The 22,912-nt window shown below is 67.8% G+C and carries 18 protein-coding genes; 4 read left to right on the top strand and 14 right to left on the bottom strand.

What is annotated here, in order from left to right; genetic code table 11:
- Positions 1 to 173: 173 nt before the first annotated feature.
- The 14 genes from aspS to CBM2586_RS02015 all read right to left on the bottom strand — a co-directional run bounded on the left by aspS (position 174) and on the right by CBM2586_RS02015 (position 17,781).
- A complete protein-coding gene (gene aspS / locus CBM2586_RS02080) occupies positions 174 to 1,982 on the bottom strand; it encodes an aspartate--tRNA ligase (RefSeq protein WP_115686716.1) in 1,809 nt (602 codons plus the stop codon).
- A 65-nt stretch (positions 1,983 to 2,047) separates the two neighbouring features.
- The gene (locus CBM2586_RS02075; RefSeq protein WP_115663837.1) at positions 2,048 to 2,758 is read right to left on the bottom strand and encodes a DUF502 domain-containing protein; all 711 of its coding nucleotides are present in this window, start codon (positions 2,756 to 2,758) and stop codon (positions 2,048 to 2,050) included.
- Positions 2,759 to 2,772: 14 nt separating this feature from the next.
- Positions 2,773 to 3,111 (bottom strand): FmdB family zinc ribbon protein, encoded by a 339-nt coding sequence (locus tag CBM2586_RS02070; RefSeq protein WP_115663042.1) that lies wholly within the window; start codon positions 3,109 to 3,111, stop codon positions 2,773 to 2,775.
- Between the two features lie 165 nt (positions 3,112 to 3,276).
- Positions 3,277 to 4,713: a sodium:solute symporter family protein gene (locus tag CBM2586_RS02065; RefSeq protein WP_115663043.1), complete on the bottom strand. Its 1,437-nt coding sequence runs from the start codon at positions 4,711 to 4,713 to the stop codon at positions 3,277 to 3,279.
- Between the two features lie 288 nt (positions 4,714 to 5,001).
- The gene (locus CBM2586_RS02060; RefSeq protein WP_115663044.1) at positions 5,002 to 5,622 is read right to left on the bottom strand and encodes a methyltransferase domain-containing protein; all 621 of its coding nucleotides are present in this window, start codon (positions 5,620 to 5,622) and stop codon (positions 5,002 to 5,004) included.
- Between the two features lie 30 nt (positions 5,623 to 5,652).
- Positions 5,653 to 7,230 (bottom strand): ubiquinone biosynthesis regulatory protein kinase UbiB, encoded by a 1,578-nt coding sequence (gene ubiB / locus CBM2586_RS02055; protein ID WP_115663045.1) that lies wholly within the window; start codon positions 7,228 to 7,230, stop codon positions 5,653 to 5,655.
- Between the two features lie 67 nt (positions 7,231 to 7,297).
- Positions 7,298 to 7,987, bottom strand: coding sequence for a ubiquinone biosynthesis accessory factor UbiJ (locus CBM2586_RS02050; RefSeq protein WP_115686715.1), 690 nt, complete (start codon positions 7,985 to 7,987; stop codon positions 7,298 to 7,300).
- A 127-nt stretch (positions 7,988 to 8,114) separates the two neighbouring features.
- Positions 8,115 to 9,095 (bottom strand): Tim44 domain-containing protein, encoded by a 981-nt coding sequence (locus CBM2586_RS02045; RefSeq protein WP_115686714.1) that lies wholly within the window; start codon positions 9,093 to 9,095, stop codon positions 8,115 to 8,117.
- Positions 9,096 to 9,157: 62 nt separating this feature from the next.
- Positions 9,158 to 9,889 (bottom strand): bifunctional demethylmenaquinone methyltransferase/2-methoxy-6-polyprenyl-1,4-benzoquinol methylase UbiE, encoded by a 732-nt coding sequence (gene ubiE / locus CBM2586_RS02040; RefSeq protein WP_115663048.1) that lies wholly within the window; start codon positions 9,887 to 9,889, stop codon positions 9,158 to 9,160.
- Between the two features lie 31 nt (positions 9,890 to 9,920).
- A complete protein-coding gene (locus CBM2586_RS02035; RefSeq protein ID WP_012351720.1) occupies positions 9,921 to 10,337 on the bottom strand; it encodes a gamma-butyrobetaine hydroxylase-like domain-containing protein in 417 nt (138 codons plus the stop codon).
- Between the two features lie 88 nt (positions 10,338 to 10,425).
- Positions 10,426 to 12,291, bottom strand: coding sequence for an ABC transporter ATP-binding protein/permease (locus CBM2586_RS02030; protein WP_115686713.1), 1,866 nt, complete (start codon positions 12,289 to 12,291; stop codon positions 10,426 to 10,428).
- A 129-nt stretch (positions 12,292 to 12,420) separates the two neighbouring features.
- Positions 12,421 to 12,858 carry an HIT family protein gene (locus CBM2586_RS02025; protein WP_115686712.1) on the bottom strand — a complete coding sequence of 146 codons (438 nt, stop codon included), beginning with the start codon at positions 12,856 to 12,858 and terminating at the stop codon, positions 12,421 to 12,423.
- Positions 12,859 to 13,047: 189 nt separating this feature from the next.
- Entirely contained in the window at positions 13,048 to 17,022 is a 3,975-nt protein-coding gene (locus tag CBM2586_RS02020) for a DUF3683 domain-containing protein (protein ID WP_115686711.1), read from the bottom strand.
- 180 nt (positions 17,023 to 17,202) lie between these two features.
- Positions 17,203 to 17,781: a YqaA family protein gene (locus tag CBM2586_RS02015; protein ID WP_115663052.1), complete on the bottom strand. Its 579-nt coding sequence runs from the start codon at positions 17,779 to 17,781 to the stop codon at positions 17,203 to 17,205.
- A gap of 319 nt (positions 17,782 to 18,100) precedes the next feature.
- On the opposite strand from CBM2586_RS02015, the gene CBM2586_RS02010 reads away from it, so the two are divergent.
- The 4 genes from CBM2586_RS02010 (at position 18,101) to CBM2586_RS01995 (ending at position 22,905) form a co-directional block, all read left to right on the top strand.
- Positions 18,101 to 18,589 carry a (2Fe-2S)-binding protein gene (locus CBM2586_RS02010; RefSeq protein WP_115663053.1) on the top strand — a complete coding sequence of 163 codons (489 nt, stop codon included), beginning with the start codon at positions 18,101 to 18,103 and terminating at the stop codon, positions 18,587 to 18,589.
- A gap of 11 nt (positions 18,590 to 18,600) precedes the next feature.
- A complete protein-coding gene (locus CBM2586_RS02005; RefSeq protein WP_115686710.1) occupies positions 18,601 to 20,982 on the top strand; it encodes a xanthine dehydrogenase family protein molybdopterin-binding subunit in 2,382 nt (793 codons plus the stop codon).
- Positions 20,983 to 21,008: 26 nt separating this feature from the next.
- A complete protein-coding gene (locus CBM2586_RS02000; protein ID WP_115663055.1) occupies positions 21,009 to 21,809 on the top strand; it encodes an FAD binding domain-containing protein in 801 nt (266 codons plus the stop codon).
- Positions 21,810 to 22,008: 199 nt separating this feature from the next.
- A complete protein-coding gene (locus CBM2586_RS01995) occupies positions 22,009 to 22,905 on the top strand; it encodes an AAA family ATPase (RefSeq protein ID WP_115686709.1) in 897 nt (298 codons plus the stop codon).
- The last annotated feature ends 7 nt before the right edge of the window (positions 22,906 to 22,912 follow it).

Genomic DNA, 22,912 nt, shown 5'->3' with positions numbered 1-22,912 from the left:
TCGGCAAATTGCGTGTTGAATTGCGGATCAAAGAAAAAAGACCGCCCCGCCGCCGCCTTCGTTCCGGACGGTAACAAATCGAAACCATACGCCCAGCGCAGCGGCGTTGCGCAGAAAGAAAAAAAGCCGCGCATTTGCGCGGCTTTTTTGCAGAACGAGCGATCCGGAAGCGGTCAGGCGTTGGGCTTGGGCTCGGCGGTGCGCAGGCGGATATGCAGCTCGCGCAGCTGCTTCTCGTCGACCGAGCTCGGCGCCTGCGTCAGCAGGTCCTGGGCGCGCTGGGTCTTGGGGAAGGCGATCACGTCGCGGATCGAGTCGGCGCCGGCCATCATCGTGACGATGCGGTCCAGGCCGAACGCCAGGCCGCCGTGCGGGGGCGCGCCGTACTGCAGCGCGTCGAGCAGGTAGCCGAACTTGGCGCGGGCTTCCTCGTCGTTGATCTTGAGCGCGCGGAACACCTTGCTCTGGATGTCGGAACGGAAGATCCGCACCGAGCCGCCGCCCATTTCCCAGCCGTTCAGCACCATGTCGTAGGCCTTGGCCAGGCACTTGCCCGGATCGGTCTCGAGGTATTCCAGGTGCTCGTCCTTTGGGCTGGTGAACGGGTGGTGCATCGCCACCCAGCGCGCGTCTTCCTCGTCGTACTCGAACATCGGGAAGTCCACCACCCACAGCGGCTTCCAGGCATCCTCGAACAGGCCGTTGGCCTTGCCGAAGTCCGAGTGGCCGATCTTCAGGCGCAGCGCGCCGATCGAGTCGTTGACCACCTTGGCCTTGTCGGCGCCGAAGAAGATGATGTCGCCGTCCTGGGCGCCGGTGCGCTTCAGGATCTCGGCAATGGCGGCGTCGTGCAGGTTCTTGACGATCGGCGATTGCAGGCCGTCGCGGCCCTTGGCGACTTCGTTGACCTTGATCCAGGCCAGGCCCTTGGCGCCGTAGATGCCGACGAACTGGGTGTAGGCGTCGATCTCGCCGCGCGAGATGGCTCCGCCGCCCGGCACGCGCAGGCCGACCACGCGGCCGTTGTCGCTGTTGGCCGGGCCCGAGAACACCTTGAAGTCGACGTCCTTCATCACCTCGGTCAGTTCGGTGAATTCCAGCTTGACGCGCAGGTCAGGCTTGTCCGAGCCGAAGCGGGCCATGGCCTCGCGGAACTCCATCACCGGGAACTTGGCGTCGAGGTCGACATCGATGGCGTTCTTGAACACCGTGCGCATCATGTCCTCGAACAGGTCGCGGATCTCCTGCTCGGTCAGGAACGAGGTCTCGCAGTCGATCTGCGTGAATTCCGGCTGGCGGTCGGCGCGCAGGTCTTCGTCGCGGAAGCACTTGGTGATCTGGTAGTAGCGGTCGAAGCCCGACACCATCAGCATCTGCTTGAAGATCTGCGGCGATTGCGGCAGCGCGAAGAAGTGGCCCGGGTTCACCCGCGACGGCACCAGGTAGTCGCGCGCGCCTTCGGGCGTGCTCTTGCCCAGCATCGGGGTCTCGATGTCGATGAAGCCCTGCGCGTCCAGGAACTTGCGCACTTCCATCGCCACCTTGTAGCGCAGGCGCAGGTTGTACTGCATCTGCGGGCGGCGCAGGTCCAGCACGCGGTGGGTCAGGCGCGTGGTTTCCGACAGGTTGTCGTCGTCGAGCTGGAACGGGGGCGTGACCGACGGGTTCAGCACGTTCAGCTCGTGGCACAGCACCTCGATCTTGCCCGAGGTCAGGTTGGCGTTCTCGGTGCCGGCCGGGCGCGGGCGCACCTTGCCGGTGATGCGGATGCAGAACTCGTTGCGGATCTCTTCCGCGGCCTTGAACATCTCGGGGCGATCCGGATCGCACACTACCTGCACCAGGCCCTCGCGGTCGCGCAGGTCGATGAAGATCACGCCGCCATGGTCGCGGCGGCGCTGGACCCAGCCGGTCAGGGCCACTTCCTGGCCCGAGAATTGTTCGGTCACCAGACCGCAGTAGTGAGTACGCATGGAGGACATAAGGAGATTCCCGGTAAAACGCGGCTGCCCGCTTGCAGCGCGCAGCCCGTGATCAGTTTGGAGGCTCAAGGATCGGTCGTCTGGACCGGTTCCTCGCTGCTGGACCTGCCGGCCGCACTCGCGGTTACCGGCCGGGGCGCGCTGCCGTTCTTGCGCGGCAATTCCGCCGGCGCCACCACGCCCATCGAGACGATGTACTTGAGCGCGGCGTCGACGGTCATGTCGAGTTCGATGGTGTCGGCCTTGGGCATCATCAGGAAGAAGCCCGAGGTCGGATTGGGGGTGGTCGGCACGTAGACGCTGACGTATTCGCCCTGCAGGTGGTTCTGCACGTCGCCGCCGGGGCGGCCGGTCAGGAAGGCGATGGTCCACGAGCCCTCGCGCGGGTACTGCACCAGCAGCGCCTTGCGGAAGGCATTGCCCGACGACGACAGCAGCGTGTCCGAGACCTGCTTGACGCTGGTGTAGATCGGGCCCACCACCGGGATATGGCCCAGCAGCGCTTCCCACCAGCGCACCAGGCGCTGGCCGATGAAGTTATGCGCCAGCAGCCCGACCAGCAGGATGAACAGCAGCGTCAGGATCGCGCCGAGGCCGGTGACGCGCTTGCCGAACATCAGCCGGTCCGGCCGCCAGGCCTCGGGCAGCAGCGCCAGGCTCTGGTCCATCGTGCCGATGATCAGGCTCAGCACCCACAGCGTGATGCCCAGCGGCACCAGCACCAGCAGCCCGGTCAGGAACCAGGTTTTCAGGGCGGAAGTCTTCTTGGCTACCACGGGGCGGGTCCGGCTCAGTGGCAGGCGCAGGCGCTGCCGCAACCGCCGGCGGCCGGCGCCGGGGCCGCCGCGGCGGCGCCGCCCGACGACGCTTCAGCCGCCGCCGGCGCGCTCGCCGCGGCCGCGGCAGCGCCGCCGGTGGCCGCGGGCGCGCTGGCTCCGCCGCTGCCGCCGCGGAAGTCGGTCACGTACCAGCCCGAGCCCTTGAGCTGGAAGCCGGCAGCGGTCAGCTGCTTCTTGAACGCGCCGGCGGCGCCGCACGACGGGCAGTCCGTCAGCGGGGCATCGCTCATTTTCTGCAGCACATCGCGCCCGTGGCCGCAGGCGTCGCAACGGTAGGCATAGATCGGCATGGTGTTATTTAGCGAGAAAACTTGGGGATTCGGTACCAGGACGGGCATCGCCGCCCGCCGGGGCAGCCGCGGGAATAGCCCGCGCGGCGATGCAAAGCCTTGAATTATAAACCGTTCCGGGGCTGCCTGATCGGTGGAAATAAGGGGGTGGGCGCGCCCGCGCCGTCAGGCGATATGGACTTCCTTGACCGGCGCGTGATCCGCAATCCACTGCGGCAGCAGCGAACCGATCACCATGCCGCTGACCGAGAACAGCAGGCCCACCATCTGCGGCGGCACCACGGCGTCGGCAAAGGCGATCTCGCAGGTGAGCCACGACGACAGTCCCAGCAGGATCGCGGCCAGCCCGCCCTGGCGGGTAGCGTGCTTCCAGAACATGCCGAAGGCCAGCGGCACGAACGACGACACCAGCGTGACCTTGTAGGCATTTTCGACCATATGGAAGATCGACAGGTGCGAGTTCAGCGCGAACAGCGTCACCAGCGCGGTAAACACCAGCACCACCGTCTGCATCACGCGCAGGAACTGCTTGTCGTCGAGGTGGCGGAAGTACGGCCGCAGGATGTTCTCGGCAAAGGTCACCGACGGCGCCAGCAGCGTCGCCGAGGCGCAGCTCTTGATCGCCGACAGCAGCGCGCCGAAGAACATCACCTGCGCGAACATCGGCGCGTGCTGCAGGATCAGTTGCGGCAGGATCAGTTGCGAGTCGGTGTCGATGTACCTGGCCACCATGCCCGGATCGATCAGCGTGGCCGAATACGCCAGGAACATCGGGATAAAGGCGAAGCCGAAGTACAGCACGCCGCCCAGCACCGAGGCGCGCCCGGCGATCTGCTCGGTGCGCGACGAGGTCACCCGCTGGAACACGTCCTGCTGCGGGATCGAGCCCAGCATCATGGTGAACAGCGCCGCGGCGAAGCCGATGATCTGCACGAAATCCAGCGCCGGCCAGAACTCGAACTTGCCGGCCGCGGCGGCATGCGACACCACCGCGCTGACGCCGCCGGCCTGGCCGCTGACCTCGTAGCCGATATACATCATGCCGATCACGATGATGATCATCTGGATGAAGTCGGTGATCGCCACCGACCACATGCCGCCGAACAGCGTATAGACCAGCACGCTGGCGGCGCCGATCATCATGCCGGCCTCCTGCGACAGCGCGCCGTCCGACACGGTATAGAACACCAGCCCCAGCGCCTTGATCTGCGCCGCGACCCAGCCCAGGTAGGAGACCACGATGCACAGCGTGGTCAGCACCTCGGCCAGCCGGCCATAGCGGTTGTGGTAGTAGTCGCCGATGGTCAGCAGGTTCATCCGGTACAGCGGCCGGGCGAAGAACAGGCCCACCAGGATCAGGCACAGCGACGACCCGAACGGGTCGGAAACCACGCCCGACAGGCCTTCCTTCAGGAATACGGCGGGAATGCCCAGCACCGTCTCCGAGCCGAACCAGGTGGCGAAGACGGTGGCAGTGACGATATGGAACGGCAGGCTGCGCCCGGCGACGGCGAAATCGGTGGTGTTGCGCACGCGCAGCGCCGCCCACAGGCCGATGCCGACCGAGATTACCCAGTAGATGATGACAAACCAGATCAGCATGCCGCTGCCCTATGCAGAAGGTGCCCTTGTGGCGAAAAACCGAATGCCGGGCGGCCGGGCGCGGGTGCGCGCGGTGGCCCGGAGTCCAATTCATCGGTCGGGGCCGCATATCGGGGTACCTGGCGCTGTCCCGGCGTGGCGGGCAACGCGGCGGGGGCCCGCGGTCGTAGCCGAATCAAAACGCGGATTATAGCGACGCAGACCGGCGCGGGCGAAAAAAATTCCCCGCTGGCGCGAATGCGCCACGCGGGGCCCCGGCTTCGCCACAGGACGTCCGGGCAGGCGGCTTCAGGCGCCGCGCCGGCGCCATACCTGCCAGCGCTCCTGCCCCTGGAACACCGGCAGCGGCGCGGCCGAGGCGCGGTCTTCGATGCGCTCGAAGGCCGGCCCGAGCAGCGCGTCGAGCTCCGCCTCCGGCATCGCGAACGGCGGTCCGCCGCGGTTCTCGCCCAGGTAGAAGTAGCCCGCCAGCAAGCCGCCCGGGGGCAGCAGCTCGGCCACGCGGGCGCCATAGGCCGCGCGCAGCGCCGGCGGCAGCGCGCACAGGAAGGCGCGCTCGTAGATCAGCTCGCACGCCGGCTGCGGCGCAAAGGCGAAGAAATCGCCCTGCTGCACCACGGCCCCGGCCGGCCCGAGCGCGCGCCGCGCCGACGCCACCGCCTGCGCCGAGAAGTCGATTGCCGTCACCGGCCAGCCGCGCTCGAACAGCCACGCCGCCTCCCAGCCGTTGCCGCAGCCCGGCACCAGCGTCGGACATGGCTGGCGGCCTTCGATAAAGCGGCGGAATTCCTCGGGTACGCCGCCCAGGTCCCAGGGCGTGAAGCCCTCCTTGAAGCGCTCGTCCCAGAACGCCGGGTCGCCGGCGTTGCGGGTGGTGAAGCTGGGCGCTGGCTTGGTGGTATCGCTCATCGGTTTCCTTGGGTTACTTGCCGGCTGCCACTACCAGTAGCCGGCCCAGCCCAGCACGTGCGTGAGCACGATGCCGGCGACAAAGCCGCCCACCAGCAGCACCGCGGTGCCGAGCAGCCGGTTGGTGCGGCGCTGCTCCACCACCAGCAGCGCCAGCAGCTTGTCCTGCTCGCCATTGGTGGTGAGCGCGCGACGCTCCAGGAACTGGTGCGCCAGGCGGGGGAAATCGGGCAGCATCTTGGCCCACAGCGGCGCCTCCACCTTGATCCGCTCCCACGCGCCCTGCCAGCCCACCTGCTCGTGCATCCAGCGCTCCAGGAACGGCTTCGCGGTCTTCCACAGGTCCAGGTCCGGATCGAGCTGGCGGCCCAGCCCCTCGATATTGAGCAGGGTCTTCTGCAGCAGCACCAGCTGCGGCTGGATTTCGACGTTGAAGCGGCGCGAGGTCTGGAACAGCCGCATCAGCACCATGCCCAGCGAGATTTCCTTGAGCGGCTTGTCGAAGTACGGCTCGCAGCAGGCGCGCACCGCGCTTTCCAGTTCCTCGACGCGGGTCTCGGGCGGGACCCAGCCTGATTCCACGTGCAGCAACGCCACGCGGTGGTAGTCACGGCGGAAGAAGGCGATGAAGTTCTGCGCCAGGTAGTTCTTGTCGAACTCGGACAGCGCGCCGACGATGCCGAAGTCGAGCGCGATATAGCGGCCGAAGGTCTCGGGCTGCACCGACACCAGGATGTTGCCCGGGTGCATGTCGGCATGGAAGAAGCCGTCGCGGAACACCTGGGTGAAGAAGATCTCGACGCCCTCCTCCGCCAGCTGGTGCATGTCGACGCCGGCGGCCTTGAGCGACTCGGTGCGCGAGATCGGGATGCCGTGCATGCGCTCCATCACGAACACCGTGCTGCTGCACCAGTCCCAGAACACCTCGGGCACCAGCAGCAGGTTGGTATCGGCAAAGTTGCGGCGCAGCTGGCTGGCGTTGGCCGCCTCGATCATCAGGTCGAGCTCGTCGTGGAGGTATTTGTCGAACTCGGCCACCACCTCGCGCGGCTTCAGGCGCTTGCCGTCGGCCCAGAAGCGCTCGAGCCAGGTGGCCATGTCGCGCATCAGCGCCAGGTCGCTGTCGATCACCGGCAGCATGCCGGGACGCAGCACCTTCACCGCGACCTCGCGGCCGTGACTGGGGCCGCCCTTGAGCGTGGCGAAGTGGACCTGCGCGATCGACGCGCTCGCCACCGGCTGGTGCTCGAAGGTCTCGAACAGCTGGTCCAGCGGCCGCCCGAGCGAGCGCTCGATGATCCTGACCGCCACCGCCGAATCGAACGGCGGCACCTGGTCCTGCAGCTTGGCAAGCTCGTCGGCAATGTCCGGCGGCATCAGGTCACGCCGGGTCGACAGCACCTGGCCGAACTTGACGAAGATCGGGCCCAGCCGCGTCAGCGCCAGCCGCAGCCGCACGCCGCGCGGCATGTCGAGCTTGCGGCCAATGGTGATGACCCGTACCAGGAAGCGGATCCTGCGGCTGCTGAAGCCCGAGAGCACCAGCTCGTCCAGGCCGTAGTAGAGGATGACGAAAAGGATCTTGCCAAGGCGCAGGAGGCGGGTCATTCGGGAGTCTTCACGGGGCCGGGCAGGCAGTCGGTGGATGGTCGGGGGGAAGCGCGGCTGGGCCGGCTCAGCGGTGCGGCGACGGCAGCTTGCCGGAAGGGCCGGAAGCGCCCGGCGCGGGCGGCGCGGCGCCGCGCTCGAGCCGCTCCAGCCGCTTCTCCAGCCGCGCCAGGCGGTCGCGCAGCCGGCCCACGTCGGCGCCGAAGTCGTCCAGCGCGGCGTGTCGCACCAGGGTCGGCCGTTCGTCGAGCAGGTATTCGGTGACGTTGTCCACCAGCGCACGGCCCACGCGCGTGGCCTGTTCGTGGACCTGGCGCGCGCCGTCGACCACGCGCTGCGCCACGCTGTCGCTGACCGGCCCGCCCAGGATGCCGCGCAGCGCGCGCGACAGGTCCTCGGCGGCATCCCAGCGCAGGTTGCGCGCCAGCGTCGAAACCGTGTTGGCCAGCTCGGCGTCGCCCTCGATGCGCACATGGCGCATGGCGGCGGCCTGGCCGCCCTCGGCCACGTCGGCGGCCACCAGCGGCCACTGCTGCACCGGCACGCGCAGCGTCACCGCGGGCGCCTCGGCCGCGGGCGCCAGTTCCGTGCAGCCGTGCTCGGTCACCTTGAGCGACAGCTCGAAGGCGGCGGCATCGAAACGGATCACGCGTCCGGCAAACGGCGCCAGTTGGTTGCGGGCCCACGGCTCCTGCTCGAGCAGGTGGTTCAGTGCCGAGACGGCAGGCGTGGCCAGGGCGGAAGGCAGAGTATTCATGACAGCGCGGTTGGCGGGCAGGCGGCGACGCGCGGGAGCGGCGTCGCAAACAAAAAGGCCCACGCTTTCGCGTGGGCCTCCATTCTAAGCTACTCCCCCCGGCGCATCACCGCCGCGGGGTGCGGCATCAGGACTCTTGCTGGATCCCGGCCAGCAGCCAGCCGCCGCTGCCGGAGACCGGCTTGGCCAGGTTCCAGACCTCGCCGAACGGCTGCGCCGCCTCGCCCGCCTTTTCGCGGATCATGCCAGAGAAACGCACGCTGGCCAGGTGCTGGGCCGGCGACGACTCGATGCCGAGCAGCTGGGCTTCGAGCGTGACCACGTCGGTCTTGTTGACCTCGGTACCGCGCTCGGCCAGGTCCATCTTGATCTCGGCGAACATCTCCGGCGTGGTGAATTCGCGGATGTCGTCCAGGTTGCCGGCATCCCACGCGGCCTGCAGGCGCACGAAGTGGACCTTGGCGTTGCGCAGGAAGGCTTCGGCGTCGAAGTCGGCCGGCACGCCCCAGGGCTGCTGCGCCACGGCACCGGCGGCGGCGGCGCCAGCGGCGGCGGGCAATACCGGGCTGGCCGACACGTTGCCGGAGGCGGGCGGCGTCGGCTCGCCGCGGAACATCGGCTCGGCATTGCGGCCGAGGTCGGGCGCATGGCCGGCACCGGCGTAGGCCGGCTGCGCGCCGCGCTTGCTGCCGCCGCGGAACTTGCGGATCAGCCAGATCGCGGCGAACGCGACGAGCGCGATCAGGATCAGGTTGGACAGGAAGCTCAGTGCCGCGCCGCCCAGGCCAAGGTGCGACAGCAGCCAGCCAATGCCCAGGCCCGCGGCGATGCCGCCCAGGATCCCGCCCCAGTTGCGCTTGGGCGCCGCGGCCGCCGCCGCGCCGGCGGCACCGGCGGTGGCAGGGGCTGCCTGGGTGGGCTGTTGCGCCGGTTGCTGGGTCGGCGAAGTAGGCTGCGGCGCCTGCTGGCGCTGCTGCGTGACCGTCGACGATTGCTTGCCGATGCTGCGCGAGCCACCCATGCGCTTGGCATTGGCGTCGAACACCATCCCGAAGGCAATCGCGGTAATCAGCGACCCAACCAGGAATTTTCCACGAATTGACGACATATTCTGCTATCCCCTGTCAGTTTCACCCCATCTTGGGGCGAGGCATGGCGATTTCAATGCTTCTAATACTTGCGCCCGACGTGGAGCGCCACCACTCCGGCCGTCAGATTGAAGTATTCGACATTCTCCAGGCCCGCATGTTCCATTAAGCGTACAAGCGAAACCTGGTCTGGATGCATTCTGATCGATTCCGCGAGATAGCGATAGCTCGGGGCATCCCCTGCCACCCTTTCACCCAGCCAGGGCAGCACCTTGAAAGAATAGACGTCGTAGGCCTTCTCCAGCGGTTTCCACACCTTGGAGAACTCCAGCACCATGACCTTGCCGCCCGGCTTGACCACGCGGCGCATCTCGGCCAGCGCGGCGTCCTTGTGCGTCATGTTGCGCAGGCCGAAGGCGACCGTGACCAGGTCGAAGTAGTTGTCGGGGAAGGGGATCTTCTCGGCGTCGCACAGCGCCACCGGCGTGACGATGCCCTTGTCGAGCAGCCGGTCGCGGCCGACGCGCAGCATCGACTCGTTGATGTCGGTCAGCCAGACCTGCCCGGTCGGCCCGGCCTGCTTCGCGAACGCCTTGGCCAGGTCACCGGTGCCGCCGGCAATGTCCAGCACCTTGTGGCCCGGGCGCACCCCGGCCTGTGCGATGGTGAACATCTTCCAGAGACGGTGCATGCCGCCCGACATCAGGTCGTTCATCACGTCGTACTTGGTGGCCACCGAATGGAACACGCCGGCCACCTTGCCGGCCTTTTCCGTTTCGTCGACCTTTTCGAACCCGAAGTGGGTTTCACTCATCTTTCAAGACTCCAGGATTGTCGGGGGTGGCTCAGTGATGGCCACAGGCGTGCCCGCCGCCGGCGGCGGGCATCGGGGTGTCGCGATCGGCGCCGGCCGCTTCCAGGCGCTGCAGGTAGTCCTGCCACAACGCGTCCTGGTTGTCGCCCAGGCGGTACAGCAGGTCCCAGGAATAGATGCCGGTGTCGTGGCCGTCGGAAAAGCGGATCTGGATGGCGTAGTTGCCGACCGGCTCGACCGCGTCGACGCCGACCTCGCGCTTGCCGGTCTGCAGCACCTCCTGCCCCGGGCCGTGGCCCTGGACTTCGGCGGAGGGCGAGTACACGCGCAGCAGCTCGAACGGCAGCCGGAAGCTGCGGCCGTTGTCGAAGCCGATCTCGAGCACGCGCGATTGCGTGTGCACCGTCAGCGCGGTGGGATGGGGGGTGTCTTTTTCCAGGCCTGCCATGGTGATCGCGGCCCGCTGAGGGGCGCCGGTGAGGATGATTGCCGCATGATGCCGCCGTGGCCGCGCCGGCTGCCACGGCAGCCCCGCATCACGCTTCGCATACGACCCGATAGCTTACCCCAGGCTCGCCGGCTTGCGCAGCCCGGGCCGCCTCGCCGTCCTGCGGCACGTAACGCAGCCGGCGCTGGTGGAACGCCGCCACGGTGCTGCGGTGCGCAATGCTGACGATGGCCGTTTGTGGCAACTGCTCCACCATCAGCTGGTACATGGCGCGCTCGGTATCCTCGTCCAGCGCGCTGGTGGCTTCGTCGAGGAACAGGTAATCCGGCTGCTGCAGCAGCGCGCGGGCAAAGGCCAGGCGCTGCTGCTCGCCCGGCGACAGCCGTAGCGACCAGTTGTCGAACACATCGAGCTGGTCCGCCAGCGCGGCCAGGCGGGTCTGGCGCAGCGCCGCCTGCAGCACATCCTTGCTGTGTTCGGTGCCGGCGTCCGGATAGGCCAGCGCATCGGCCAGCGTGCCGATCGGCAGGTAGCTGCGCTGCGGCAGGAACAGCCGGCGCGCGCCCTCCGGCATGGTCACGGTGCCGCTGCCGTACGGCCAGATCCCGGCCAGCGCGCGGAACAGCACGCTCTTGCCGCAGCCCGACGGACCGCTGACCAGCCAGCGCTCTCCCGGCGCCACCGTCAGGGAAAACGGCGCCACCAGCAGCCGCTGGCCCAGCGCCGCGCCGCGCGCGGCGCGCACCGGCAAGGCCAGCGCCAGGCTGTCGATGGCGATGCCGTGCCGCGGCTCGCCGTGGTACGCCACCTCGATATCGCGGCTGCCGTCCTGCGACGCATCCTGCCGCTCGGCCACGCGGATGGCCTCCTGGAAGTCGATCAGGCGGTTGGCCGCCGCCTTCCAGCCCACCAGCGTGGCATAGCTGTCGACGAACCACGACAGCGCGCCCTGCACCTGCCCGAACGCCGAGCTGGTCTGCATCAGCCCGCCCAGCGTCATCTTGCCGGCGAAATAGCGTGGCGCCGCCACCAGGATCGGGAAGATGATGGCGAACTGCGCGTAGCCGGAACTGACGAAGGTCAGCCGCCGCGTATAGCGCATCAGCTGGTTCCAGTTGGCGCGGATGCGGTCGAAGCGCGCGTGCAGGCCTGCCTGCTCGGTCGGCTCGCCGCGGTACAGCGCCACCGGCTCGCTGTTCTCGCGCAGGCGCACCAGCGTGAAACGGAAGTCAGCTTCGTACTGTTCCTGCTGGAAGTTCAGCCCGATCAGCGGCCGGCCGACCACGTGCGCCACCAGCGAGCCGATCACCGCATAGCCGGCGGCGAACCACACCATGTACCCGGGGATGGTCCACTCGGTGCCGCCCAGCGCGAAGCTGATCGGCCCCGACACGGTCCAGAGGATGCCGACGAAGGACAGCAGCGTCACCACCGAGTTGAGCAGCCCCAGCGACAGCGACAGCGCCCCGTCGGTGAACAGGCGCAGGTCATCGGCAATCCGCTGGTCGGGGTTGTCGGTGGCGTGGGTCTGTTCGATGCGGTAATAGGCCTGGTGCCCGAGCCAGTGGCCCATGAAGCGTCCGGTCATCCAGGTACGCCAGCGCATCTGCAGCATCATGGTGTAGTACTGGCGCGAGATCGCCGCGACGATGAAGAACGCCGCGATCCACGAGAAGCGCAGCAGCAGCACCTTGAACGAGGCATAGTCGCGCTGCTCCAGCGCGTTGTAGAACACGCGGTTCCATTCGTTGAGCAGCACGTTGATATAGACGATGCCCAGGTTGAGCACCACCACCAGCGCCAGCAACCCCAGCCCGGCGAGGCGGTCTTCGGATTTCCAGTAGGGCTTGATCAGCGCCCAGGTCGCGGCCATGCGCAGCCGGCTCTGGATCTTGAGGGCCCGGGCGGGAACGGCCGGGCCCGGTACGGTGACGGAAGTCGGGGTCGAGGACATAGCGGCAGCTTTCTGGCCCGCCAGCGCGCTCCCTGGCCGGGCTGTTGTTCTGGTGCCGCGGCGCAGGCGCGACCGCGGCGGCATCAGCATTCAGACGGTCGCTGGCCGGCGCGGGTTCCGCGCCCGGCTTCAGGCGTCGTCCGCCTGGACCAGCGCAAGCGCGGTACGCAGCGCCGGCAGCCGGCCGGCCAGTTCCTGCACGCGCGCGGCGTCGGCCGCGCGCTGCGGCGCGGCCCAGATCGCCTCGGGGAAATGCGTGTCCCAGCGGTAGCGCGGGATGATGTGCCAGTGCAGGTGCGGCACCATGTTGCCGAACGCCGCCAGGTTGACCTTGTCGGGCGCCATCACCTCGCGCACCACGCGCTCGACGCGCGCGACCAGCCGCATCAGCCAGGCCTGGTCGCCGTCATCCAGATCGCTCAGCTCGGCGACGTGGTCGTTCCAGACGATGCGGCAGAAGCCGGGGAAGCGGTCATGCTCGACCAGGATCAGGCGGGCACGGTCGCCCATCCAGACCAGTTCGCCGCCGTCGGTTTCGCAGAGGGGGCAGTGGGGGGTGCGGGGCATCGTGGTGCGTACCTTTCTTGCTGAGTGTGGTCTCCCCTCTCCCGCTTGCGGGAGAGGGGTTGGGGGAGAGGGCGAGAGGCTCCACGAAGTGAACGACGTCGCCATGCGAGGCGCCGGCCCTCTCTCCCGGCCACTCTCCCGCGCGCGGGAGAGTGGAGCAAACCCGCGGGTAACGGGAAGGTAGCCGCCTTACACCAGCACCCGTTCAATGCCACCCGCATTGGCCTTGGCCACATACTCGGGCATCCAGTTCTCGCCCAGCAGGTGCTTGGCCATCTCGATCACGATGTAATCCGCCTGCACCGACGCGTCTTCCTTGTAGCGCGACAGGCCCTGCAGGCACGACGGGCAGCTGGTCAGGATCTTGACGTCGCCGGTGAAGCCGTCGGCGCGCAGCTTGTCGGCGCCCCTGGTCATTTCCTCTTCCTTGCGGAAGCGGACCTGGGTCGAAATGTCAGGACGCGTCACCGCCAGCGTGCCCGACTCGCCGCAGCAGCGCTCGTTCTTCTCGATCTTGCCCAGGCCGGCGTTACCGCCCATCAGGTCGTTGACCAGCTTGGTCGGATCGACGGTCTTGATCGGCGTGTGGCAGGGATCGTGGTACATGTAGCGCGTACCGGTCACGCCCTCCAGCCTGACGCCCTTCTCGAGCAGGTACTCGTGGATGTCGATGATGCGGCAGCCCGGGAAGATCTTGTCGAATTCATAGCCCGCGAGCTGGTCGTAGCAGGTGCCGCAGCTGACCACCACGGTCTTGATGTCGAGGTAGTTCAGCGTGTTGGCGACGCGATGGAACAGCACGCGGTTGTCGGTGACGATCTTCTCGGCCTTGTCGTACTGGCCATTGCCGCGCTGCGGATAGCCGCAGCACAGGTAGCCCGGTGGCAGCACGGTCTGCACGCCGACATGCCACAGCATCGCCTGCGTCGCCAGCCCCACCTGCGAGAACAGCCGCTCCGAGCCGCAGCCCGGGAAGTAGAACACCGCTTCCGTTTCCGGCGTGGTCGCCTTGGGGTCGCGGATGATCGGCACGATCTCGTTGTCTTCGATGTCGAGCAGCGCGCGCGCGGTCTTCTTGGGCAGGTTGCCCGGCATCTTCTTGTTGATGAAGTGGATCACCTGCTCGCGCACCGGCGGCTTGCCAACCGTCGCGGGCGGATGCGCGGTCTGCTTCTTCGCCAGCTTCTTCAGCACCTCGTTGCCCAGGCGCTGCGCCTTGTAGCCCCAGTCGATCATGACCTTGCGGGTCAGGTTGATGGTCTCGGGGTTGGTGGCGTTGAGGAAGAACATCGACGCCGCGGTACCGGGATTGAACTTCTTCTGCCCCATCTTGCGCAGCAGGTTGCGCATGTTCATCGACACGTCGCCGAAGTCGATCTTGACCGGGCACGGCGTCACGCACTTGTGGCAAACCGTGCAGTGGTCGGCCACGTCGGAGAACTCGTCCCAGTGCTTGACCGAGATGCCGCGGCGGGTCTGCTCTTCATACAGGAAGGCCTCGACCAGCAGCGAGGTCGCCAGGATCTTGTTGCGCGGGCTGTACAGCAGGTTGGCACGCGGCACGTGCGTGGCGCACACCGGCTTGCACTTGCCGCAGCGCAGGCAGTCCTTGACGCTCTCGGCAATCGCGCCGATGTCGCTCTGCTGCATGATGATCGACTCATGCCCCATCAGGCCGAACGACGGCGTGTAGGCATTGCGCAGGTCGGCGCCAGGCAGGAGCTTGCCCTTGTTGAAGCGGCCCTGCGGGTCGACCTTCTGCTTGTAGGCGCGGAAGTCGCCGATCTCTTCCTCGGTCAGGAACTCCAGCTTGGTGATGCCGATGCCGTGCTCGCCGGAAATCACGCCGTCCAGCGAACGCGCCAGGTCCATGATGCGGGCCACCGCGCGGTGCGCGTCCTGCAGCATGTCGTAGTCGTCGGAGTTGACCGGGATGTTAGTGTGCACATTGCCGTCGCCGGCGTGCATGTGCAGCGCGACGAAGACGCGGCCGCGCAGCACCTGCTTGTGGATCTTCTGGGCTTCGTCCAGGATCGGCTTGAACTCGCCGCCGTTGAAGATCTTGCGCAGCTCGGCGCGGATCTCGGTCTTCCACGACACGCGGATGGTGCGGTCCTGCAGCAGGTGGAACACGGTCGCGTCCGGCTGCTGCTGCAGCCGCGCCTCGAACTCCTGGCCCAGCAGTCCCAGCCCGTGCCCGATCAGCGAGGCCCTGGCCTGCGCCAGCGGCGTGTCGAGATGGGCTTGCAGATAGCGCCAGCGCGCGCGGATCTCGCGCAGCAGCGTCAGCGCGTGCTGCACGCGGTCTTCCAGCAGCTCGGCGCTGGGAATCTCGTTGGCGTCGTCGCTGCGGCCCAGCGGCAGGTTGCCGCGCGCGAAGAACGCTTCCAGCGTGTCGACCAGCTGCAGCTTGCTCTTGATCGACAGCTCGATATTGATGCGCTCGATGCCGTCGGTGTACTCGCCCATGCGGTTGAGCGGGATCACCACGTCTTCGTTGATCTTGAAGGCGTTGGTGTGCTTCGCGATCGCCGCAGTGCGCGAGCGGTCGAGCCAGAACTTCTTGCGGGCCTCCGGGCTGACGGCGATAAAGCCTTCGCCGCTCTTGCCGTTGGCCATGCGGATCACTTCCGAGGTGGCGCGCGCCACGGCGTCTTCATCGTCGCCGACGATATCGCCGATCAGCACCATCTTCGGGAAGGCGTTGCGCTTGCTCTTGGTGGCATAGCCGACCGCGCGCAGGTAGCGCTCGTCCAGGTGCTCCAGGCCGGCCAGGATGGCGCCGCCGGGCTTTTTGGTCTCCGCATCGAGGAAGTCCTTGATCTCGACGATGCTGGGGATGGCGTCGCGCGCCTGGCCGAAGAACTCCAGGCACACGGTGCGGATGAACTTCGGCATGCGGTGCAGGATCCAGCGCGCGCTGGTGATGATGCCGTCGCAGCCTTCCTTCTGCACGCCGGGCAGGCCGGCCAGGAACTTGTCGGTGACGTCCTTGCCCAGGCCTTCCTTGCGGAACTTGCGGCCTTCGATGGCGAGCGTCTCGGTGCGCAGCACCTTCTCGCCCGGGGCGCGATTGCCGTCCGACCACTTCAGCTCGAAGGTGGCCACCGGCACGTCGTGGATCTTGCCCAGGTTGTGGTCCAGCCGGGTGATTTCCAGCCAGTTGCCCTCCGGATCCACCATGCGCCACCAGGCCAGGTTGTCGAGCGCGGTGCCCCACAGCACGGCCTTCTTGCCGCCGGCGTTCATGGCGACATTGCCGCCGATGCACGAAGCGTCGATCGAAGTCGGATCGACCGCGAACACCAGGCCAGCGCGATCGGCGGCATCGGCGACGCGGCGCGTCACCACGCCGGCGCCGGAGAAGATGGTCGCGACCTGGTGCGGCACACCCGGCAGGTCGGTCTGCTCGACCGGCCCCAGCTGTTCCAGCTTCTCGGTATTGATCACCGCGCTCATCGGCGTCAGCGGCACGGCGCCGCCGGTGTAGCCGGTGCCGCCCCCGCGCGGGATGATGGTCAGGCCGAGTTCGAAGCAGCCCTTGACCAGCCCGGCGATCTCTTCCTCGGTATCCGGCGTCAGCACCACGAACGGGTATTCCACGCGCCAGTCGGTGGCGTCGGTCACGTGCGACACGCGCGACAGGCCGTCGAACTTGATGTTGTCCTTCTGCGTGACGCGGCCCAGCACGCGCTGCGCGCGCTTGCGCAGGTCGTAGGCGGCGGCGAATTCGTTCTTGAAATCTTCGATCGCCTGCTTGGCGAAGGCGACCAGCTGCTCCACGCGGTGCGAGCGGTCCTCGGCGGCGGGCTCGGCGTGCTCGGCACGGTCGGCGGCGCGGCGCTTCTCGATCTCGTTGAGGCGGTGGTGCAGCGCGCTCACCAGCATCTGGCGGCGCTTGGGATTTTCCAGCAGGTCGTCCTGCAGGTAGGGGTTGCGGCGCACCACCCAGATATCGCCCAGCACCTCGTACAGCATGCGGGCCGAGCGGCCGGTCCGGCGCTCGCTGCGCAGCTCGTCCAGGATGCGCCAGGCCTCTTCGCCCAGCAGGCGGATGACAATCTCGCGGTCCGAGAAGGACGTGTAGTTATAGGGGATTTCACGCAGGCGCGGCGGGGCGTCCTGCGCGGCGAGCTTGGCGTCGAGCACGAGTGGGGCGTTCATGGGGGGACCGCTTCCTGCTGCGCACGGGGACAGTGCGCGAATCGTTCAGTAAAGGGCGATTGTACTGCAAGCCCTGCTTTCGCCGCACCGCAGCATGACGGAATCCTTGTCGGAACAAGGGATTAGCGCTGCGTGGCGGCCGTATCCGGCCGCGAAAACGGCGCCGGAGCCGCCCGGCCATCAGAACCAGGCCTTTAACGTGTGCGCAATGTTCTGCCAGAAAGTGTCCGGGATCCACATCAGGCCTGCGGTCATGACCAGGTAGCGCAGGAACTTGCCCACGGCCATCCACGCCAGGCTGGGCCAGAATGACAGGCGCAGCCAGCCCGCCAAAGTGCACAACGGATCACCAACAGCAGGCAGCCACGACAGCAGCAGCGTGGGCGGGCCCAGCCGGCGCATCCAGCGGAAGTAGCGGACATCGAGCTTGGGCTTGGGCGGCTTGCGCGCGTGGGCGCGGTGCTCCAGGTGCTCGGCCTCGTGCTCGCGCGCGCGGCGGCGCTTGTGGTAGCGCACCAGCGCCAGCTTGGCGGCGTAGCCCAGCCACCAGTCGATCGCGCCGCCGACCGTGTTGCCGGCGGTGGCCACCAGGATCGCCGGCCAGAACATCTGCGGATCGAGCTTGACGTAGCCGAACACGGCGGGCTCGGAGCCGAGCGGCAGCAAGGTGGCCGACACCAGGCTGACCACGAAGATCGCGGGCAGGCCTACCTTGGGCAAGGCAACGGTTTCGAACAGCCAGTCGAAGAAGGCTTCCATGTAAGGGGACAGGGCCGGTGGCCCGGCTCATTCTAGCGGGCCGTGCCCCAAACGGGGCGCGGGCAAACCACATGGCACCTGTGCGGGATTTGTGATTAACTGTTAGAGCCTGTCGCGGCCAAACGTTCGCCGGCCGTGCCGATGCGCCGGCCGCAAGGTTCGCTGGCGCACCAACAGCAGTTGCAGCGGCAGCACCAATATCACGAATTAGCCGTCCTATAGCCGTCTTAAGCGGCAGTACCGCGTCGTGGCCAGTCCCGCGCTTTGCTTTGGGGATCTGGGTATTGGTCATGCGCGTCCACCCCACATGGAGACAAGCATGGCGATTCCGATCCGCCTGACGGTCAACGGCAAGCCCGTTGACGCGCAGGTAGAACCCAACACCCTCCTGGTCCAGTTCCTGCGCGAACAGCTGCGCCTGACCGGCACCCACGTCGGCTGCGACACCGCGCAGTGCGGCGCCTGCACGGTGCACCTCGACGGCCGCGCGGTCAAGTCGTGCAACCTGCTGGCGCTGCAGGCGGACGGCGCCACCGTGACCACCATCGAAGGACTGGCCGGCGACAAGGTCGGCAACGGCCTGCATCCGATGCAGGAGGCCTTCCGCGAATGCCACGGGCTGCAATGCGGCTTCTGCACGCCGGGCATGGTGATGAGCGCGACCGCACTGGTCCAGGAACATCCCGGCGCCGACGCCGCCACCATCCGCAAGCACCTGGAAGGCAACCTGTGCCGCTGCACCGGCTACCACAATATCGTGCGCGCGGTGCAGCAGGGCCAGGCGGCCATGCAGTCCAGCGCCGAATGAGGGAGACCGCCATGAACGCACCTGAGAACCAGCGCCTGGTGGGGGCCTCGGTCAAGCGCAAGGAAGACTATCGCTACCTGACCGGCAACGGCCAGTACACCGACGACATCGTGCTGCCGCAGCAGAGCTACGGGTACTTCCTGCGCTCGCCGCACGCGCACGCGCGCATCCGCGCCATCGACAAGAGCGCGGCGCAGGCCGCGCCCGGCGTGATCGCCGTGCTGACCGGCGCCGAGCTTGCCACCGACAAGGTCGGCGGCCTGCCCTGCGGCTGGCTGATCCACAGCATCGATGGCACGCCGATGAAAGAGCCGCCGCACCCGGTGATCGCCCACGACAAGGTGCGCCACGTCGGCGACCAGGTGGCGCTGGTGATTGCCGAGACTCTGCAGCAGGCGCGCGACGCCGCCGAGCAGATCGAGGTCGACTACGAAGAGCTGCCGGCCGTGGTCGGCGCCGCCGATGCCGCGTCGGCGTCGACGCTGGTGCATGACGACGTGCCGGCCAACACCTGCTACACCTGGGGCCATGGCGACAAGGCCGCCACCGACGCCGCCTTCGCCAAGGCCGCGCACGTGACCACGCTGGAGATCGTCAACAACCGGCTGATTCCCAACGCGATCGAGCCGCGCGCGGTCAACGCCAGCTATGCGCGCCAGGACGACAGCTACACCGTCTACGTCGCCAGCCAGAACCCGCATGTCGAACGCCTGCTGATGGGCGCGTTCGTGCTGGGCCTGCCCGAATCGCGGCTGCGCATCATCGCGCCCGATGTCGGCGGCGGGTTCGGCTCGAAGATCTTCCTGTATCCCGAGGACGTGGCGCTGACCTGGGCGTCGAAGAAAGTCGGCCGGCCGGTCAAGTGGACCGCGGATCGTAGCGAGTCCTTCCTGACCGATGCGCACGGCCGCGACCACGTGACCCGGGCCGAGCTGGCGCTCGACGCCGACGGCAAGTTCCTGGCGATGCGGGTGCATACGGTGGCCAATATGGGCGCCTACCTGTCGACCTTCGCCAGCAGCGTGCCGACCATCCTGTACGCGACGCTGCTGGCCGGCCAGTACGCCACGCCGGCGATCTATGCGGAGGTCAAGGCGGTGTTCACCAATACCGCGCCGGTCGATGCATACCGCGGCGCGGGACGGCCCGAAGCGACCTTCGTGGTCGAGCGCCTGGTCGAGACCGCCGCGCGCGAACTGAACATCGATCCGGCCGAGCTGCGCCGCAAGAACTTCATCCGCCAGTTCCCGTACGCGACCCCGGTGGGCCTGACCTACGACACCGGCGACTACGAGCCCTGCCTGGCGCGCGCGCAGGAGCTGGCCGACGTCAAGGGCTTCCCGGCCCGGCGCGTTGAAGCCAAACAACGCGGCAAGCTGCGCGGCCTCGGCTATTCCTGCTACATCGAAGCGTGCGGGCTGGCACCGTCGAACATCGCCGGCGCGCTCGGCGCACGCGCGGGCCTGTTCGAAGTCGGCGAGATCCGCGTGCATCCGACCGGCACGGTGACGGTCTTCACCGGCTCGCACAGCCACGGCCAGGGGCACGAGACCACCTTCGCGCAGGTAGTGGCCGACCGCCTCGGGCTGCAGCTCGACCAGGTCGAGATCGTGCACGGCGACACCGGGCGCGTGCCGTTCGGCATGGGCACCTACGGCTCGCGCTCGCTGGCGGTGGGCGGCTCGGCCATCGTCAAGGCGCTCGACAAGATCGAGGCCAAGGCCAAGAAGATCGCCGCGCACCTGCTGGAGGCATCGGACAGCGACATCGAGTTCAGCAACGGCGTGTTCCGCGTGGCCGGCACCGACCGCACCAAGACCTTCGGCGAGGTCGCGCTGAGCGCCTACGTGCCGCACAACTACCCGCTCGACAAGCTCGAGCCGGGCCTGAACGAAAACGCGTTCTACGACCCGACCAATTTCACCTACCCATCCGGCGCCTATGTGTGCGAGGTGGAAGTCGATCCCGACACCGGCGCGTCGCAGGTGGTCAAGTTCACCGCGGTCGACGACTTCGGCAACATCATCAACCCGATGATCGTCGAGGGCCAGGTGCATGGCGGCATAGGCCAGGGGCTTGGCCAGGCCATGCTGGAGCAGTGCGTCTACGACCACGACAGCGGCCAGCTGCTGACCGGCTCGTACATGGACTACGCCATGCCGCGCGCCGGCGACCTGCCCGACTTCACCGTCGAGACCGCCAGCGGCACGCCGTGCACGCACAACCCGCTGGGCGTGAAAGGCTGCGGCGAGGCCGGCGCCATCGGCTCGCCGCCGGCGTTCATCAACGCGCTGGTCGATGCGCTGTCGCCGCTGGGCGTGAAGGACGTGCAGATGCCCGCCACGCCGCATCGCGTGTGGCAGGCGATCCAGGCGGCCCAGCCCCAGCCCTGAGCCACCGCACCGCAAAGGAAACCGACATGTACGCATTCAACTTTGAACGCGCCGCGGATGCCAAGGCGGCAGTGGCCAAACTCAAGGCCGATCCCGACGCCAAGTTCCTGGGCGGCGGCCAGAGCCTGCTGGCGGCGATGAAGCTGCGGCTGGCATCGCCGTCGACGCTGGTCGACGTCGCGCGCATCCCCGGCATGGCCGCGATCCGCGTCGAAGGCAAGGAGATCGTCATCGGCGCCGCGGCGCGTCATGCCGACGTCGAAGCCAACGCCGAGGTGCGCCAGCGCATCGCGGCGCTGGCGGCGCTGGCAGGCGGCATCGGCGACCGCCAGGTGCGCGCGATGGGCACCATCGGCGGCGCGCTGGCCAATGATGATCCGGCGGCCTGCTATCCGGCGGCGGTGCTGGGGCTGGGCGCTACGGTGGTCACCGACCGGCGCAGCATCGCGGCGGATGATTTTTTCAAGGGTCTGTATGAGACCGCGCTGGAGCCGGACGAACTGATCACCGCGGTGCGCTTCCCGATCCCGGATCAGGCGGCATATGTGAAGTTCCACAATCCCGCATCGCGCTTTGCGCTGGTGGGGGTGATGGTGGCGCGCTCAAAGAATACGGTGCGCGTGGCGGTCACCGGAGCTGCCGACAGCGTGTTCCGGTGCCAGCCGCTGGAGCAGGCGTTGTCGGCCGACTTCAGCGCGCAGGCGGCGCGTGGGGTGAAGGTCGATGCGGGGAAGCTGAATACCGACCTGCATGCGTCGGCGGAGTACCGGGCGCATCTGATTCCGGTGCTGGCGGCCAGGGCGGTGGAGGCGGCGACCAAAGGCTGATAGCGCTTCGCGTCCCCCCGTTGTGGTCTCCCCTCTCCCGCAACGCGGGAGAGGGGCCGGGGGTGGGGGCCGGCGCCTCCACGAAGTGAGCGCCGTCGCAGTTGCCAGCGCCCGCCCTCACCCCCCGCCCCTCTCCCACAAGTGGGAGAGGGGAGCAAACCGCTGGCGTGCGAGACGCGTCGGCAATATAGATCTCTTCATGCTCCCCACTTCCATCGACGACACCCTCGCCCAGCTCGAACACCAGCAATACTTCGCCGACCGCGAAACCGCCACGGTGCTCTACCTTGCCATGCGCATGCAGCGGCCGCTGTTCCTCGAAGGCGAGCCCGGCGTCGGCAAGACCGCACTGGCGCAGGCGATGGCCGGCGTGCTCGGCACGCGTCTGCTGCGGCTTCAGTGCTATGAAGGACTCGACGCCGCCAGCGCGCTGTATGAATGGGACTACCCCCGCCAGATCATGGCGCTGCGCCTGGCCGAAGCCCGTGGCGAGCGGCCCGAGGCGCAGTCGCTGTACCACGACGACTACCTGCTCAAGCGCCCCCTGCTGGAGTCGCTGCTGCCCGATCCCGCCGCACCGGGCGTGCCGCGCGTGCTGCTGATCGACGAGATCGACCGCGCCGACGAACCGTTCGAGGCCTTCCTGCTCGAGGTGCTGTCCGAATTCCAGGTTTCGATTCCCGAAATCGGCGTGATCCGCGCCGAGCGGCCCCCTCTGATCGTGATCACCTCCAACCGCACACGCGAGGTCCACGACGCGCTCAAGCGCCGTTGCCTGTACCAGTGGGTGGGCTATCCCGAACGCGACCGCGAGCTGCAGATCGTCGCCGCGCGCGCACCCGAGGCCGCGGCCGCGCTGCAGGTGCAGGCGATCGACTTCGTGCACCGGCTGCGCGGCATCGACCTGTTCAAGGCGCCCGGCATCGCCGAGGCCATCGACTGGTGCCGCGCGCTGGCGGCGCTGGGCACCACCGAGCTCGATCCGCAATCGGTGCGCGATACCCTGGGCGTGCTGCTCAAATACCAGGACGACCTGGCACGCGTCGACGGCCCCACCGTGGCGGAATTGCTGGCGCGCGCCACGCCGGGAGGCTGAGCCGTGC

Source organism: Cupriavidus taiwanensis (assembly GCF_900250115.1).
GTDB lineage: Bacteria > Pseudomonadota > Gammaproteobacteria > Burkholderiales > Burkholderiaceae > Cupriavidus > Cupriavidus taiwanensis_B.
This window is presented reverse-complemented; position numbering and strand designations above follow the sequence as displayed.

Coding starts and splice junctions, on each gene's coding strand:
- ubiE (WP_115663048.1), bottom strand. CDS start 9,889: ATGAGTGAAACCCACTTCGGGTTCGAAAAGGTCGACGAAACGGAAAAG.
- CBM2586_RS02010 (WP_115663053.1), top strand. CDS start 18,101: ATGGCGATTCCGATCCGCCTGACGGTCAACGGCAAGCCCGTTGACGCG.
- CBM2586_RS02015 (WP_115663052.1), bottom strand. CDS start 17,781: ATGGAAGCCTTCTTCGACTGGCTGTTCGAAACCGTTGCCTTGCCCAAG.
- aspS (WP_115686716.1), bottom strand. CDS start 1,982: ATGTCCTCCATGCGTACTCACTACTGCGGTCTGGTGACCGAACAATTC.
- CBM2586_RS01995 (WP_115686709.1), top strand. CDS start 22,009: ATGCTCCCCACTTCCATCGACGACACCCTCGCCCAGCTCGAACACCAG.
- CBM2586_RS02000 (WP_115663055.1), top strand. CDS start 21,009: ATGTACGCATTCAACTTTGAACGCGCCGCGGATGCCAAGGCGGCAGTG.
- CBM2586_RS02070 (WP_115663042.1), bottom strand. CDS start 3,111: ATGCCGATCTATGCCTACCGTTGCGACGCCTGCGGCCACGGGCGCGAT.
- CBM2586_RS02050 (WP_115686715.1), bottom strand. CDS start 7,987: ATGAATACTCTGCCTTCCGCCCTGGCCACGCCTGCCGTCTCGGCACTG.
- ubiB (WP_115663045.1), bottom strand. CDS start 7,230: ATGACCCGCCTCCTGCGCCTTGGCAAGATCCTTTTCGTCATCCTCTAC.
- CBM2586_RS02020 (WP_115686711.1), bottom strand. CDS start 17,022: ATGAACGCCCCACTCGTGCTCGACGCCAAGCTCGCCGCGCAGGACGCC.
- CBM2586_RS02035 (WP_012351720.1), bottom strand. CDS start 10,337: ATGGCAGGCCTGGAAAAAGACACCCCCCATCCCACCGCGCTGACGGTG.
- CBM2586_RS02005 (WP_115686710.1), top strand. CDS start 18,601: ATGAACGCACCTGAGAACCAGCGCCTGGTGGGGGCCTCGGTCAAGCGC.
- CBM2586_RS02030 (WP_115686713.1), bottom strand. CDS start 12,291: ATGTCCTCGACCCCGACTTCCGTCACCGTACCGGGCCCGGCCGTTCCC.
- CBM2586_RS02060 (WP_115663044.1), bottom strand. CDS start 5,622: ATGAGCGATACCACCAAGCCAGCGCCCAGCTTCACCACCCGCAACGCC.
- CBM2586_RS02045 (WP_115686714.1), bottom strand. CDS start 9,095: ATGTCGTCAATTCGTGGAAAATTCCTGGTTGGGTCGCTGATTACCGCG.
- CBM2586_RS02025 (WP_115686712.1), bottom strand. CDS start 12,858: ATGCCCCGCACCCCCCACTGCCCCCTCTGCGAAACCGACGGCGGCGAA.
- CBM2586_RS02065 (WP_115663043.1), bottom strand. CDS start 4,713: ATGCTGATCTGGTTTGTCATCATCTACTGGGTAATCTCGGTCGGCATC.